General features: G+C 68.4%; 16 protein-coding genes. 5 read left to right on the top strand and 11 right to left on the bottom strand.

The genetic code is table 11. The annotated features are described in order from the left end of the window. Positions 1-223 precede the first annotated feature (223 nt). The gene (gene sstT, locus F3I62_RS13520; RefSeq protein ID WP_160490163.1) at positions 224-1,444 is read left to right on the top strand and encodes a serine/threonine transporter SstT; all 1,221 of its coding nucleotides are present in this window, start codon (positions 224-226) and stop codon (positions 1,442-1,444) included. Positions 1,445-1,656: 212 nt separating this feature from the next. Beyond that, a complete protein-coding gene (locus F3I62_RS13515) occupies positions 1,657-1,797 on the top strand; it encodes a hypothetical protein (protein WP_160490162.1) in 141 nt (46 codons plus the stop codon). Positions 1,798-1,837: 40 nt separating this feature from the next. On the opposite strand, the gene F3I62_RS13510 is transcribed toward F3I62_RS13515, so the two are convergent. The 10 genes from F3I62_RS13510 to F3I62_RS13465 all read right to left on the bottom strand — a co-directional run bounded on the left by F3I62_RS13510 (position 1,838) and on the right by F3I62_RS13465 (position 9,949). Beyond that, a complete protein-coding gene (locus tag F3I62_RS13510) occupies positions 1,838-2,239 on the bottom strand; it encodes a DUF488 domain-containing protein (protein WP_160490161.1) in 402 nt (133 codons plus the stop codon). Positions 2,240-2,255: 16 nt separating this feature from the next. Then, positions 2,256-2,579 (bottom strand): DUF5629 family protein, encoded by a 324-nt coding sequence (locus tag F3I62_RS13505; RefSeq protein ID WP_160490160.1) that lies wholly within the window; start codon positions 2,577-2,579, stop codon positions 2,256-2,258. Positions 2,580-2,727: 148 nt separating this feature from the next. After that, positions 2,728-4,098 (bottom strand): ATP-binding protein, encoded by a 1,371-nt coding sequence (locus F3I62_RS13500; protein ID WP_160490159.1) that lies wholly within the window; start codon positions 4,096-4,098, stop codon positions 2,728-2,730. Beyond that, complete coding sequence (locus F3I62_RS13495) at positions 4,095-4,757, bottom strand: response regulator (RefSeq protein WP_160490158.1); 663 nt, start codon at positions 4,755-4,757, stop codon at positions 4,095-4,097. The genes F3I62_RS13500 and F3I62_RS13495 overlap by 4 nt, the downstream gene beginning before the upstream one ends. A 25-nt stretch (positions 4,758-4,782) precedes the next feature. Further along, complete coding sequence (locus F3I62_RS13490; protein ID WP_160490157.1) at positions 4,783-5,427, bottom strand: hypothetical protein; 645 nt, start codon at positions 5,425-5,427, stop codon at positions 4,783-4,785. After that, entirely contained in the window at positions 5,424-6,233 is an 810-nt protein-coding gene (locus tag F3I62_RS13485) for an SDR family oxidoreductase (protein WP_160490156.1), read from the bottom strand. The genes F3I62_RS13490 and F3I62_RS13485 overlap by 4 nt, the downstream gene beginning before the upstream one ends. Next, positions 6,220-6,894: a TenA family transcriptional regulator gene (locus tag F3I62_RS13480; RefSeq protein ID WP_160490155.1), complete on the bottom strand. Its 675-nt coding sequence runs from the start codon at positions 6,892-6,894 to the stop codon at positions 6,220-6,222. The genes F3I62_RS13485 and F3I62_RS13480 overlap by 14 nt, the downstream gene beginning before the upstream one ends. A gap of 10 nt (positions 6,895-6,904) precedes the next feature. Beyond that, a complete protein-coding gene (locus F3I62_RS13475; RefSeq protein WP_160490154.1) occupies positions 6,905-8,386 on the bottom strand; it encodes an AMP-binding protein in 1,482 nt (493 codons plus the stop codon). Next, positions 8,376-9,053, bottom strand: coding sequence for a thermostable hemolysin (locus F3I62_RS13470; protein WP_160490153.1), 678 nt, complete (start codon positions 9,051-9,053; stop codon positions 8,376-8,378). The genes F3I62_RS13475 and F3I62_RS13470 overlap by 11 nt, the downstream gene beginning before the upstream one ends. A 233-nt stretch (positions 9,054-9,286) precedes the next feature. After that, positions 9,287-9,949 (bottom strand): YceH family protein, encoded by a 663-nt coding sequence (locus tag F3I62_RS13465; protein ID WP_160490152.1) that lies wholly within the window; start codon positions 9,947-9,949, stop codon positions 9,287-9,289. A gap of 130 nt (positions 9,950-10,079) precedes the next feature. Between F3I62_RS13465 and F3I62_RS13460 the strand changes: the two genes are divergently transcribed. Continuing rightward, entirely contained in the window at positions 10,080-10,748 is a 669-nt protein-coding gene (locus F3I62_RS13460) for a COG3650 family protein (RefSeq protein ID WP_160490151.1), read from the top strand. Between the two features lie 159 nt (positions 10,749-10,907). Next, positions 10,908-11,909 carry a type I glyceraldehyde-3-phosphate dehydrogenase gene (gene gap / locus F3I62_RS13455; RefSeq protein ID WP_160490150.1) on the top strand — a complete coding sequence of 334 codons (1,002 nt, stop codon included), beginning with the start codon at positions 10,908-10,910 and terminating at the stop codon, positions 11,907-11,909. A 30-nt stretch (positions 11,910-11,939) separates the two neighbouring features. On the opposite strand, the gene F3I62_RS13450 is transcribed toward gap, so the two are convergent. After that, positions 11,940-12,848, bottom strand: coding sequence for a DMT family transporter (locus F3I62_RS13450; RefSeq protein ID WP_160490149.1), 909 nt, complete (start codon positions 12,846-12,848; stop codon positions 11,940-11,942). Positions 12,849-13,053: 205 nt separating this feature from the next. Here F3I62_RS13450 and nhaA point away from each other — a divergent pair, with 205 nt between their 5' ends. Continuing rightward, positions 13,054-14,229, top strand: a complete 1,176-nt coding sequence (nhaA, locus tag F3I62_RS13445) for a Na+/H+ antiporter NhaA (protein ID WP_160490148.1) — start codon at positions 13,054-13,056, stop codon at positions 14,227-14,229. The last annotated feature ends 1 nt before the right edge of the window (position 14,230 follow it).

Here is a 14,230-nt window from a genome sequence, read left to right as displayed (position 1 = left end):
CCCACAACAACCATCCCGTACTGCCCCGGCCTGACGGAAGGCCCGCACAACCCTGTGCAAGCCTTTAGAATCGCCGCCTCGTTTTCTGCGCCCGCCGCCACCCGGCAGGCTACCGCAATCCGCTGGCTCGCCGGCGCGGGTCACCACCCGCCGCCAGTCGGGCCGGCGTCCCGCATGCCCGGCGTCCACCGGCGCGGCATGCCGAACCTCAGGAACATCGATCATGATCCACCGCCTCCCCCTGCAACTGCTCGCCCGCACCAGCCTGGTCACCCAGATCATCATCGGCCTGGTCGCCGGCATCCTGCTGGCCCTGCTGTGGCCCCAGGCCACCGCTGAGGTCGGCTTCCTCGGCAGCCTGTTCATCTCCGCCCTGAAAGCCGTGGCGCCGATCCTGGTGTTCATCCTGGTGGCCTCGGCCATCGCCAACCACAAGCCGGGCCAACCGACCCATATCCGCCCGATCCTGCTGCTGTACCTGGTCGGCACCCTGTCCGCCGCCATCGTCGCGGTGATCGCCAGCAGCCTGTGGCCGTCGACCCTGGTGCTCAGCGATGTGGCCAGCGGCAGCACGCCGCCCGGCGGCATCGCCGAAGTCCTCCGCACCCTGGCCCTGAGCGCGGTGGACAACCCGGTCAATGCCCTGCTCAAGGGCAACTTCATCGGCATCCTGGCCTGGGCCATCGGCCTGGGCATCGCCATTCGCCACGGCAGCGACACCACCCGCACGGTGTTCGGCGACCTGGCCGAGGGCGTCTCGCTGATCGTGCGCGTGGTCATCCGCTTCGCCCCGCTGGGGGTGTTCGGCCTGGTCGCCACCACCTTCGCCGATGCCGGGGTCAAGGCCCTGCTTGGCTACGCCCAGCTGCTGGTCGTGCTGGTCGGCTGCATGCTGTTCGTCGCCCTGGTGGTCAACCCGCTGATCGTCTTCAGCCAGATCCGCCGCAACCCCTACCCGCTGGTGCTGACCTGCCTGCGCGAGAGCGGCATCACCGCCTTCTTCACCCGCAGCTCGGCGGCCAACGTGCCGGTCAACCTGCAGCTGGCCGAACGCCTGGGCCTGCACGAAGACACCTACTCGGTGTCCATCCCGCTGGGCGCCACCATCAACATGGCCGGCGCCGCCATCACCATCAGCGTGCTGAGCCTGGCCGCCGTGCATACCCTGGGCATCGCCGTGGACATGCCGACCGCCATCCTGCTGTGCGTGGTCGCCGCCGTCTGCGCCTGCGGCGCCTCGGGCGTGGCCGGCGGCTCGCTGCTGCTGATCCCGCTGGCCTGCAGCCTGTTCGGCATCCCCAGCGAAACCGCCATGCAGGTAGTGGCCATCGGCTTCATCATCGGCATCCTGCAGGACAGCGCCGAGACCGCGCTGAACTCCTCCACCGACGTGCTGTTCACCGCGGCCGCCTGCCTGGCCCGGGAAGAGCGTCAGGCAAGCTGAAACCCGCGCATTGCTGCGGAAAAAACGCCCTCCGGGGCGTTTTTTTCGGCTATGTCCCAATAGCCTGTTGCAAACGCGATGAGTCGTAGGTTGGGTTGAGGAGCAGCGCGACGAAGCCCAACGATCCTGCCCGGCTGTTGGGCTTCGCTGCGCTCAACGCCAACCTACCCACCCATGCGCGCCGCGAAATGCAGGGCAAGGTGGAAATCACCATGACCGAAGACAGACAGGGCACGCTGGTCAACGGCAAGCCGGGCTATGTGCTGCAGCTGCCGCTCAAGAACGAGCGCATGCTCTGCTACGCGATCAGCGCCAGCAACGAGCTGGTGTGCAACGACACCGGGGCCTACTGAACGCCAGCTCCACCCGGACGGGCAAGCGGCCAGGCACCGCTCACGGCTGCACCAGCCCCTGGTAGCACACCGGCGAACTGGCTGGCCCGCGGCGCTCCAGCTCCTCCTCGAGAAACTCGGCCAGCACCCGGGCATTGTTGAACTGCTCGTCGCGGGCGGCGAACAGCAGGGTCAGGGTGCCCTGCTCGGCCGCCGCGAGCAGGCCTTGCCAGTGCTCGGGGTGGGCGGCCAGCTCGCCGCGGTAGAGCAGGCGAAACTCGGCGAAACGCGCCGGCTCGTGGCAGAAGGTCTTGCGCAGTTCGGCCGAGGGCGCCACTTCGCGCAGCCAGGCGCTCAGGGCCAGGGCGTCCTTGCGGCAGCCGCGCGGCCACAGGCGGTCGACCAGCACACGCTGGCCATCGCCGGCCTCGACCGCTTCATACACGCGCTTGCACTGGATCATGCGCGCCTCCTCGGTGTCAGTCGGCCGGGGTCCCGTCGTTGGCGGCGGGCTCGTCCTCGTCGTCATTGCTGGCATTGATCCCGCTGAGGATCACCAGCTCGTGCTGGCCATCGGCCCCCTCGATGTGCCAGCAATCGGTGGCGGCATCGTGGCTTGCAGCAGCCAGGGCGGCACCGGTGAAGCGCCACAGGCGACGGTCACGGCCGTCCATGCACTCGATCACCAGCTGCAGATCTTCGCTGCCGGCCTCATCGATCAGTTCGATCTGCCAGGCATGCAGGCCGTCGATCAGCAACATATCGGCATCTTGCAGTTGGGTCAGCAGGTTGGGCGTGGTCATGGCGCAGTCACCGGAAGGGAAAACGCCATGATAAGCCATGGCGCCTGTCTGCGGCCCCAGTGGCCTGTACGGTTAGTGGGTCAACGCAAGTTCGGCTGGATCGGGCCTCGGGCGCCGAAGTTGACTGAACCAACCACGCAGACCACAACTAGGCCGGCGAGTGGCGCGGCAGCTCCAGGCGTGCCTGCAGGCCGCCCTCGGGCAGGTTGCTCAGGCGGATGCTGCCACCCAGGCGCGAGGCGATCATCTGCACGATGGCCAGGCCGAGCCCGGCGCCCTGGCTGTTGTCGCGGCTGTAGAAGCGCTCGAACACCTGCTCCAGCTGGTCCTCGGCGATGCCCGGGCCCTGGTCTTCGACGCAGAGGAACAGGCTGTCGGCGTCGCCGCCGAGCAGCACCCGCAACTGGCCATGGGCCGGCGAGAAGTTCACCGCATTGGTCAGCAGGTTCTGCAGGGCGATGCCGATGGCCCCGGCGTCGGCGGCCAGCCGGTAGTCGCCTTCGGCTACCTCCAGGGACAGCTCCAGGCCCTGCTTGAGCACCCAGGGGGTCAGCTCGGCCAGGGTCTCGCGGGTCACCGCCTGCAGGTCGATGACGGGCCACTCGCCCTTGGCCAGGGTCGGTTCGACCCGGGCCATGGTCAGCAGCTGGTTGACCACCCGGGTGGCGCGGTCGATGCCGCCGATCAGGAAGCCCAGCGACTCGCTGCGCTGGGCCTCGTCGCTGGCCTGCATGGCGTTCTGCACGTGGATGCGCAGCACCGCCAGCGGCGTGCGCATCTCGTGGGCGGCGTCGGCGATGAAACGCCGCTCGCGCTCCAGTACCTGGTCGATCTGGAACAGCAGGCGGTTGAGCGCCGCCTGCATCGGCTCCAGCTCCTTGGGCAGCGGATCCAGCTGCAGCGGCTCGAGGGCATCCGGGTGGCGCGCGCGAATGACCCGCGCCATGTTCTGCAGCGGCTGCATGCCCCAGCCGATCGCCCACCAGATCAGCGCGGCGAGCACGACGATGCCGATGAAGTTGGGCATCAGGGTGTGGCGCACGATGCTGGTCACCAGCTCCTGGCGCACGTCGTCGCGCTCGCCGATCCAGATCAGCAGCCCCTGATCCTCATCCATCAGGGCAAAGCCGCGCCACTGGTGCGGGCCCAGGTCGACGTCGGCAAAACCCAGGCGCGGCGCGGCGCCCAGTTGCGGGGCGCTGGCGGTACGCACCAGCACCTCGCCGGCGCGGTTCCATACCTGGAAGGCCAGCTTGCTCTCGTACGGGTGGCCCGCCTTGCGCTGGCCGGCCTGGCCCAGGGCGCTGTTGAAGGCGGTATACAGCGCGCTGCGCTTGTCGTTCTCCAGGGGCATGCGCATCACCCCCTGCAGCAGGCGCGCGGTATGCACCAGCTGGGCGTCGTAGACCTCCTCGACCTCATGGGAGCTGTCCCAGTAGTTGAACAGCGAGATCAGCGCGGTGCCCAGCAGCATCAGGCTGAGCACCAGGAACAGGATGCGCCGGCGGATCGAGATCATGGCTGTTCTTCCACCAGGTAGCCGACCCCGCGCACGGTACGGATCAGGTTGTTGAACAGCTTCTTGCGCAAGTGGTGGATGTGCACTTCCAGGGTGTTGCTCTCGGCCTCCTCGTCCCAGCCGTAGAGCGACTGGGCCAGGCGCTCGCGGGTCAGCACCTTGCCCGGCTGCGACAGCAGCTCGTGCAGCAGCAGGTATTCCTTGGGCGTCATCGGCACCGCCTTGCCCTGGTAGGAAACCTGCTGGGTGGAGGGGTCGAGGCTGACCCCGGCGTGCTCGATGCGCAGCTCGGCACGCCCGGCGCTGCGGCGCAGCAAGGCGCGCAGGCGCGCCTTGAGCTCGTCGAGGTCGAAGGGCTTGATCAGGTAGTCGTCGGCGCCGGCGTCCAGCCCGGCGATGCGGTCCTCGGTGGCGTCGCGCGCCGTGAGGATCAGCACCGGCAGGGCCGAACCGCTCTTGCGCAGCTGCTGCAGCACCTGGATGCCGCTCAGGCGCGGCAAGCCGAGGTCGAGCACCAGCAGGTCGAAGTCTTCGCTGAGCAGGGCGTGCGCCGCGCTGACGCCATCCTGCAGCCAATCCACCGTGTAGCCCTCCTGGCGCAATGCCAGGCGCAGACCCTCGCCGAGGGCCGGTTCATCCTCGACCAACAATAACCGCATGCTGTGCCCTTAGTTCAGTTGTTCTTTATTGCAGCTCTTCTTCCACGGCCTTGAGCAGGGTGTCGATCTCGCCCTGTCGTCCCTGGTCGGCCAGCTCGCGTCCCGGACGGGCCGGCGCCTGCTTGGCCTTGAGCAGCGCCTCACGAGCTTCGGCGAATTTGTCCTGGCGGTAAAGGTAGTCGCCCCAGAAATACAGGCTGTCGATGCCGTTGGGGTTGAGCTTGAGCGCCTGCTGCAGCAGCTGCTGGGCCTTCTCCTCGTCGCCGAAACCCACCGGCCAGCCCGGTACGCGCGCATACAGGGTTCCCAGGCTGGTGTAGGCCGATCCTTGCAGGGCGGCCGGGTCGAGCTGGATGGATTTTTCCAGGGCATCGCGCGCGCTCTTGGCCTTGCCCAGCGCACCCAGGCCGCCCTGGGCGCCGGCCCAGCTGCTGGTGACGATGCCGTGCCAGACCCAGGCTTCGGCCGCCTGCGGCTGCTCGCGGGTGAAGGCGGTGGTTTGCGCGGCCAGCTGCTCGAAGGCCTTTTCCTTCTGCGCGTCCGGCGTCTGGTACTGGATCTCGGCCCAGCGTGTCTGCACCTGCTTGAGGCGCTGGCTGCCGGCCTCATCCAGGGCCCAGGCCGGCACGCTGAGGCACAGGCTCAGGCATACGAAGAGAAACTTGTTCATCGGGTGGTTTCCTTGTCTGGGGTGTGAGCACTGAAATGACGGATCAGCGGCAGCTGCTTGCGCAGCGCGCGGTCGACCAGCCCCGGCAACATGCCGTTGAGACGCACGAAGAACTTCTCCGGCCAGCCGAGATAGAGCTCGTTGAGGTTCTTCTCGATGGCGGCCATCACCGCCCCGGCCACCCGTTCGGGCGAGTCGGTGGTGGCCTTGAGCGCCTCGTTGAGCGCCATCGCCGCCGAGCTGTTCATGCTGGTGCGGGTGGCGCGCGGCGCGACGTAGAGCACGCCGACACTGGTATCGGCCAGCTCGCGGCGCAGCGCCTCGGAGAAGCCGCGCAGGGCGAACTTGCTGGCACAGTAGGTGGCGTAGCCCGGGTAGCCGATCGAGCCGTAGATGGAACCGACGTTGACCACCAGGGCATGGCGCTGCTGGCGCAGGATCGGCAGCAGCGCCCGGGTCAGCTGCAGCGTGGCGACCACGTTGAGCTCGAACATCTCGGCGATCTGCTGCTCTTCCAGCTGCTCAAGCAGGGCGAAGCGATTGGTCCCGGCGGCATTGATCAGCAGGTTGAGCCCGCCCATGGCGCGCGCCGCCTCGACCACCGCCTGGCGCCCGCTGGCGCTGGTCAGGTCCGCGGCCAGGCTGCGCACCTGCTTAGGATAGCGCTGCTGCAGGGCCTCCAGGCCCTGCACATGGCGCGACACCGCCAGCAGCTGGGCACCGCCGGCACACAGCTGCTCGGCCAGGGCCAGGCCGATGCCGCCGCTGGCCCCGGTGAGCAGCGCCCGGCACTCAGGCAGCCGCATGCTGCACCTCGTTGCTGCGCGGCAGGCCGCGGAACATTTCGGTGTACAGGCGATAGACCACCTTGCTGGCGTGGATCACCGCGGCCTGGTCTTGCTCGTTGTCCAGGCGGTCCATCAGGCCGCGGTAGGTCTGCATGTGGCCGATGTCCAGGGCGCCGTGGGAGAACAGGTAGCTGAAGGCTTCCTTGGGCAGGCCCAGGCGCTCCTGGATGGTGCCGGCCGCCTGGCTGGCCAGGGCGATGCTGGTGCCTTCGAGCACGTTGACCATGCCGAACAGCCCGACCGGGTTGCCACGGGCGATGGTGTCGTAGAGGAAGCTGACCATCAGCTCGATGGCCTGGCTCGGCTGGCCGTCACGCACGGCGTCGCGGTCGCCACCACAGGCGGCGATGTCGCTGAGGATCCACTGCTCGTGGCCGTACTCCTCCTCGATGTACTCGCACACGGCCTGGCGCAGCCACTCCAGGCGGGCCGGCAGGCGCGCGCCGCTGGCCATCAGCAGCGGCACGGTGTGGCGCACGTGGTAGTAGGCCTGGGTCAGGAAGGCGATGTAGCTGTCCAGGCTGACCTTGCCGGCCAGGGCGTCCTGAATCACCGGCACGCTGAACAGGGCTTCACGTTCGCTGGCGGTAGCGGCTTGCAGTTGGTCGAAGAAACTCATGGGGAATACCTCAGGCACTGACAGATGAAGAAAGGGATGGGCAAAGCTGTTCGCGGTAGCGGGCCAGAATGGCCTCGCGGCGCTGCCGGCCATTGGCCGTGAGCAGGCCGTTGTCCGGGGTAAAGGGTTCGGCCAGGCGCAGCCAGTGGTGCACCCGGGCGTAATCGGGCAGGCCGGCGTTGGCCTCGTCCACCGCCGCCTGCAGCAGCGCGTCGCTGCAGGCCGGGTCGCGCGGCCAGAGCAGCGCGACGTTCTGGCTCATGCCCTCGCCGTAGACGAAGGCCTGGGCGATGCCGGCGCGCTGGGTCAGTTCGGCCTCGACCCAGTCCGGGTTGACGTTGCGGCCGAAGCTGGTGACGAACTGGTGCTTCTTGCGTCCGCGCAGTTGCAGGTAGCCATCGGCATCGAACTCGCCGATATCGCCGGTCGGCCACCACTCACCGGTAAACGCCGGCTCGCCCAGGTAACCGAGCAGGGTCGTGCCCTTGACCAGCACCTCGCCGTCGTCGCCCAGGCGCACCTGGACGTGCGGCAACGGCCGGCCGACGGTGCCGGGGCGGTTGGCCTCGGGGCGATTGAGGCAGACCACCGACGCGCATTCGGACAGGCCGTAGCCCTCGAACACCGGCAGGCCGACCTTGGCCGCACGGGCCAGCAGATCCGCCGAGACCCGCGCCCCGCCAACCGCGACGAAGCGCAGGTTGGCGGCCGGGAAGGCGCCGCGCTCGACCGCCACGACCAGGCCGAGCAGCAGCTGCGGCACCAGGATCATGCTTTGCGTATTGCGCGCCGCCATCATGCCGAACAGGCGCACCCAGTCGACCCCGGTGGCGCCACTGATGCCCAGCTCGCGCTGCGACGGCACGCTGAGCGTGGCGCCGGCCAGCAGGGCGGCGTAGATGCCGAGGTTCTCCAGCAGCACCGCCAGGGGCAGCACGGCCAGGTACTGCTGGGGCGCGCTGGAGCGGCTGGCCTGCTCCAGTTCGCGCACCACCCGCAGCAATGCCTCGGCGCTCAGGCACACGCCTTTCGGTGCGCCGGTGGTGCCGGAGGTATAGGTGATCTTCGCCGTGCCGGCCGGCAGCAGCAGGCCGCGGACCGGCTGGCTGGCGCGCCAGAATTGCCGGTCACGCCGGAAACCCAGGGCCTCCAGCTCGGCACTCATGCCGGCATCGGCCAGCACCAGGCTGACGCCGCTCTGCTGCAGGCAGTGGGCGCGCTGGGCCGGGCTGAAGAACGGCGGCAGGATCACGCAGGCGATCCCGGCGAACAGCCCGGCCAGGTCCCAGAGCACGGCCTCGGGGCCGTTGTCCATGGCCAGGGCGAACACCTCGACGCCCTGCTGGCGGAGCACGGCCTGGCGCTGCTGCACCTCGGCCAGCAGGCTCTGGTAGTCGATCCGCGCACTGTCGCCCCATAGGGCGATCTGCTGCGGGCGCTCGCTGGCATGGCGGCTCAGCGCGTCGTGCAGGTATCGCATTTCAGGCTGCATGGCTGTCCTCCAGACAGGCCGCAGGAAAACCCAGACGTGCCGGCACGTCCTGTTCCTGCAGGCGCCGATAGCCATAGCGGATATTGCCGGCGAACACCTGCGGGCGATGCACGTAGTAATCGCCCCAGGCATGCCGCTCCTCGCCGAGGCGCAGCGGGTCGGCCTCGCACAGGCGCAGCGGTTCCAGGCCCAGGCGGCGGAAGCTGTTGATCAGGCCGGCGGCGCCGGTGAACACCACCCACTCCAGGCCGCGCTGGGCCAGCAGGCAGGTCATGGCGACGATGATCAGCCGCGCGCTGCCGGCGCTGCTGGCGGCCAGGTTGCCGACTTCGACGATATCGCCACGCGCCACCGGGCGCCCCTGCAGACGGCCGATCACCTGCTGCACCGGCTCCTCCAGGTACTGTTCGAGGAACAGCGGTTCCTGGGTGGCCAGGCGCGCACCAGAGACGGCGGTCAAGGCGCCGTCCTTGCTGTACAGGCCGAGCAGGTCGGGCATGAAGTGGGCGACGGCGGCGCCATGCGCCTCGCTGAAGCGCGCCTGGATAAACTGCTCCAGCGCCGCCCGCTCGGCGGCCTCGGCGCCGGCCAGGTCGAGGCTCATCTGCTGCTGCGGATCGCTGCCGAAATGCAGGGGAAAGGGGATGTTCCAGTCGGTATTGCGCATCGGGCTCCCTCCACGGGGCGAATTCATGGAGGGAAGTATCGGCAGCGAGTCTTAATGAATCCTGAAGCTGGGCTAGGGGCTGTTCCCGTTTCGTTCACGGCCGCGCCAAAGACCACACGGATGTGGACTTGGACGTCCTTTGCCTAGGGTGCGCCGTGCGCACCAGAGGCCATTGTGTGGCTTGCGGTGCGCTTGGCGCACCCTACGGGAGTCGTAAACAGGCTCTTGAGCGGTCACTGACCCAGGGCTGCTTCCAGGCGAGCCAGGCGCTCTTCCAGGGTCGCCACCCGCGTCTCCAGCTCGGCGAGGCGCCCATCATCGGCGCTGCTGCCGCGCGGAGCGCTGTCGGCCTGGCTGCGCAGGGCCAGCAGCGCCTCCAGGTCGGCCGGCTCGCCGAGCAGGTGCATGTAACGATCCTCGCGCTGCCCGCTCTGGCGCGGCAGCAGGCAGGCCAGTTCGCGCGCGGCCAGGCGCTCCAGCTGGTGCTGGACTTCGGCCACATCCTCGAACGGATGCAGGCGATTGCTGCGCGTGAGCAGTTCGCTGAGGGTCTGCGGGCCGCGCAACAGCAGCAGGCCGATCAGTGCCACCTGCGGTTTGACCAGTTCCAGGGTCTTGTCCGCGCGCTGCTCCCAGCGGTCGGCGCGCCCACCCATCACCAGCCGGCTCAGGCCGCGCCCCTCGAGGCTGCGCAGGCCCTGGCCGACCTGGCCCTCGGTGAGGTTCATCAGCGGCTCGCGGCTGGTCTTCTGGTTGCAGGCCAGCAGCACGGCGTTGAGGGTCAGGGGGTAGGTTTCCGGGGTGGTCGCCTGTTTCTCGATCAGGCAGCCGAGGATGCGCGCCTCCACGGCGCTGAGTGGGGCCTGGCCCGGGGTGCTGTGCGCTTCGCTGGACATGGGGAAATCCGTTGGCAGTGACAAAGGCACCTAGCCTGCCACGTGTCGCCGGGCCTGGGAATGTACCTAGTGTCTTGAGCTGCGCGCCGGCTGTGGGTAACGTGGCCGCACTTTGCCTGGAGAGCCCCTCATGTTGCCTGCCCGTACCCTGCTGTTCGCCCTGCTGCCGCTGTTCGCCGGCTGCCAGATGTTCGCCACGCAGCCCGAGCCGGCGGCACCGAGCCTGCGCCTGCAGGGCGAACTGAGCGCCAGCAACGGCGCCCTGCAGTTCCGCCCCTGCGGCGAGCAACGCCGCCTCAGCATCGGCAACGACGGCAACAGCGACATCATGCGCGAGGCCGCACTGCTCCTGGCCGATGGCCCCGGTCCGCTGTTCGCCGACCTGCGCGGCCAGCTGGCGGCCGGCAGCGCAGAAGGCGGCGACGGCAAGCTGCAGCTCAGCGAGGTCTACCGCATCCAGCGCGAAGGCCCCGGCTGCGACGAGCCGGGCTTCAACCGCCTGCTCCTGCGCGCCAGCGGCAACGAGCCGGACTGGAGCCTGAGCGTCACCGGCAAGGGCCTGGCCCTGTTCCGCCCCGGCCAGCCGGTGCTGGCGCTGCCGTACCTGGAAGAGGCGCTGCCGGACGGCCGCTACAGCCTCAGCAGCGAGGCCAACGGCCAGCGCCTGGAGCTGTGGGTCGCCCCGCAACGCTGCACCGACAGCATGAGCGGCACGGTGCAGCACCTCAGCGCCGAACTGCGCCTGAATGGCCAGGTCCAGCGCGGCTGCGCCTCGATCGGTGGCGCGCGCAGCCGCTGAGAACGGCCCTCGATCTCGCGTAGCAGTACCCGGGTCAAGCCTGTGGTGCGCGCGTCGCCCGCTATTGCGACTGTGTTCAGCCTCTAGAAGGCAGCACCGCGGGGCAGCCCGCCAGCCGGGCGCCTATGCTCTAGGCAAACCCGCCAGTGGGAGACTGCCATGCTGCGCATTGCCCTGAACGGATACGGGCGCATTGGTCGCGCCCTGGTTCGCGCCTTGTTTCAGCGCGGGCTGCAAAGCCAGCTGCACGTCGAGGCGATCAATGACCTCGGCGAGTTCCCCACCCTCGCCCACCTGACCCGCTTCGACTCCACCTTCGGTCGCTTCAATGGCCAGGTCGAGTTGCACGACGACATCCTGCAGGTCGACGGCCAGTCGATTCGCCTGCTCGGCGAGCGCGAGATCGGCCGGCTGCCCTGGAAGCGGCTCGGCGTCGACGTGGTCGTCGACTGCACCGGCAAGCTGAAGAAACGCGCGCTGGCCGAACAGCACCTGAGCGCCGGTGCGCCCCGGGTGCTGCTCTCGCACCCGCTGGACAGCGCCGACCTGACCGTGGTCTACGGCATCAACCACCACCTGCTGGGCAACCAGCAGATCGTCTCCAACGCCTCCTGCACCACCAACTGCCTGGCCCCGCTGGCCCAGGCGCTGCACGCCGCGGTGGGCATCCGCCAGGGCCTGATGACCACCGTACACGCCTACACCAACGATCAGAACCTGCTGGACAAGACCCACAACGATCTCTACCGCGCCCGCGCCGCGGCGCAGTCGATGATCCCCACCAGCACCGGCGCAGCCAAGACCATCGGCCTGGTCATCCCGGATCTGGCCGGGCGCCTGGATGGTCTGGCCGTGCGCGTGCCGACCGCCAACGTGTCGCTGCTCGACCTGACCTTCAGCAGCGAACGACCGACCAGCCGCGCGGCGATCAACGCCAGCCTGCAGAAAGCCGCACGGCAATTCCCGCTGGGGGTGATGGAGTGCAACGAGCTGCCGCTGGTGTCCTGCGACTTCAACGGCTACCCGGTGTCCTGCGTGGTCGACCTCAACCACACCCGCGTGCAGGGCGGCGAGCTGGTCAAGGTGCTGGCCTGGTACGACAACGAATGGGCCTTCGCCAACCGTCTGCTGGATGTGCTGCTGGCCTGGCCGAAGCCCTGAGCCGCCCCCACCCTACCGGGCGCTATCGCATCAGTCGAGAATCCCCGCCGGCGCCGGTGCGCTGCTGCGCCACTGGCTCAGCGCCACGCCGAAGAATACCAGCGCCGCGGCCAGGTATTGCGGCGGGCTCAGGCGCTCGCCCAGCAGCAGCGCGGCGAAGATCAGGGTGAATACCGGGATCAGGTTGGTGAACCCCGATGCCTGGCTGGCCGGCAGGCGACTCACGCCGTAGTTGTACAGGCCATAGGCGCCGACCGTGACCAGCAGACCGAGGTACACCACCGAACCGACGCCGAGGGGGCTGAACTCATTGGGCAACGGCTCGGTAGCCAGCGCCAGCGGCAGGAAGAACAGCGAACCGATGAAGGCCTGCATGGCGGTGAGGATGAAGGGCGAATAGCGCTCGCTGAGGAACTTCAGCAGCAGGGTGTAACCGGTGGCGCAGAGCATGGCGAGGAATTCGTAGAAGTTGCCCAGCAGCGGCGCCGGCGCGCCGCTGCTGGCCTCGCCGGCCAGGCTCAGCCAGACCGAACCGACCACCGCCAGGAGAAAGCCGGCCAGGGTGGTGCGCGCGATCCGTTCGTGCAGGAACACGTAGGCGCCCATCGCCACCAGCAGCGGCAACAGCGCGGTGATCATCCCGGCCTGGGCGGCGCTGGTGTTCTGCAACGCCAGGGCCTCGAAGATGAAGTACAGGCAGGGCTCGCAGGCGGTCAGGGCGAGCAGGTACTTCCAGTCGCCGGCGCGGTAGTCGAGCCGGCCGCGCCAGCGCCAGGCCAGCAGGAACACCAGGCTGCCCAGGGCCATGCGGCCGAAGATCACCCACATCGGCGGCAGCTCGCCGAAGGCGAACTTGAGGGCGATGAACGAGCTGCCCCACAGGGCCATGGCCAGTACCAGACACGCCATCGCCAGCCCACGCCCGTGCCCGCTGTGCATTCCCAATCCCCATAGGCAAAGCCGCAGTATAGAAGCGTTGCCGGCCGCCACACCGATACAGTCAGGCCGTCGATTGGCGGCAACTGTTGCAGCCACAGGGACAGGCTCTGCAATTTTTAATAACTAAAAAGAATATAATTTTTGTTTTATAAAACTGCTTCACGGGATAGGGTTAACTCCGAAACCCGTTCAGGAGGTCTGTATCTTGACTCTGCGTAATGCCGTTACCCGCTTCTTCCAGCTGGAATCCGCCAGCGGCCTGCTGCTGATTGCCGCCGCCGTCCTGGCCCTGATCAGCAACAACTCGCCGCTGGCCTTTCTCTACAACGGCCTGCTGGATACCCCGGTGGCCGTCCAGGTCGGCGCCCTGCAGATCGCCAAGCCCCTGTTGCTGTGGATCAACGACGGCCTGATGGCACTGTTTTTCCTCATCGTCGGCCTGGAGATCAAGCGCGAGGTACTCGAAGGCCACCTGGCCAAGCCATCCCAGCTCATCCTGCCCGGCGCGGCGGCGATCGGCGGCATGCTGGTGCCGGCGCTGGTGTTCCTGTTCTTCAATCGGGGCAATCCGGACGCGGCCAGTGGCTGGGCCATCCCCATGGCCACCGACATCGCCTTCGCCCTCGGCGTGCTCGGCCTGCTCGGCAAGCGCGTGCCGCTGTCGCTCAAGCTGTTCCTGATGACCCTGGCGATCATCGACGACCTCGGCTCGATCATCGTCATCGCCCTGTTCTACTCGGCCGAGCTGTCGACCCTGTCGCTGGTGCTCGCCGGCGCCCTGCTCGGCCTGCTGCTGGTGTTCAACCGCCTGGGCGTGACCAAGCTCGGCCCGTACCTGGTGATCGGCCTGCTGGTGTGGGTCTGCGTGCTGAAGAGCGGCGTGCATGCGACCCTGGCCGGGGTGGTGCTGGCGCTGATCATCCCGCTGCGCACCGCCGCTGGCGTGCCCTCGCCAGCCCGCGCCCTGGAACACGCCCTGCACCCCTGGGTGGCGTTCGGCATCCTGCCGCTGTTCGCCTTCGCCAACGCCGGCGTGCCGCTGGCCGGCCTGAGCCTGGACAGCTTCATCAGCCCGGTGCCGCTGGGCATCGCGGCCGGCCTGCTGCTGGGCAAGACCGTCGGCGTGTTCGGCATGACCTGGCTGGCGGTGCAGAGCCGGGCGACCCAGTTGCCGGCCGGGGCCAACTGGGGCCAGGTGCTGGGGGTCGCGGTGCTCTGCGGCATCGGTTTCACCATGAGCCTGTTCGTCGGTTCCCTGGCCTTCCCGCCCGGAGTCAGCGAGTACGCCGGCGCCGATCGCATCGGCATCCTCACCGGCTCGGTGCTTGCCGCCATCCTCGGCTATGCCATCACGGCCGCCGCCGCGCGCAAGAATGCCTGAA

The sequence above is a fragment of the Pseudomonas sp. R-28-1W-6 genome (assembly GCF_009799925.1).
Lineage (GTDB): Bacteria > Pseudomonadota > Gammaproteobacteria > Pseudomonadales > Pseudomonadaceae > Aquipseudomonas.
This window is presented reverse-complemented; position numbering and strand designations above follow the sequence as displayed.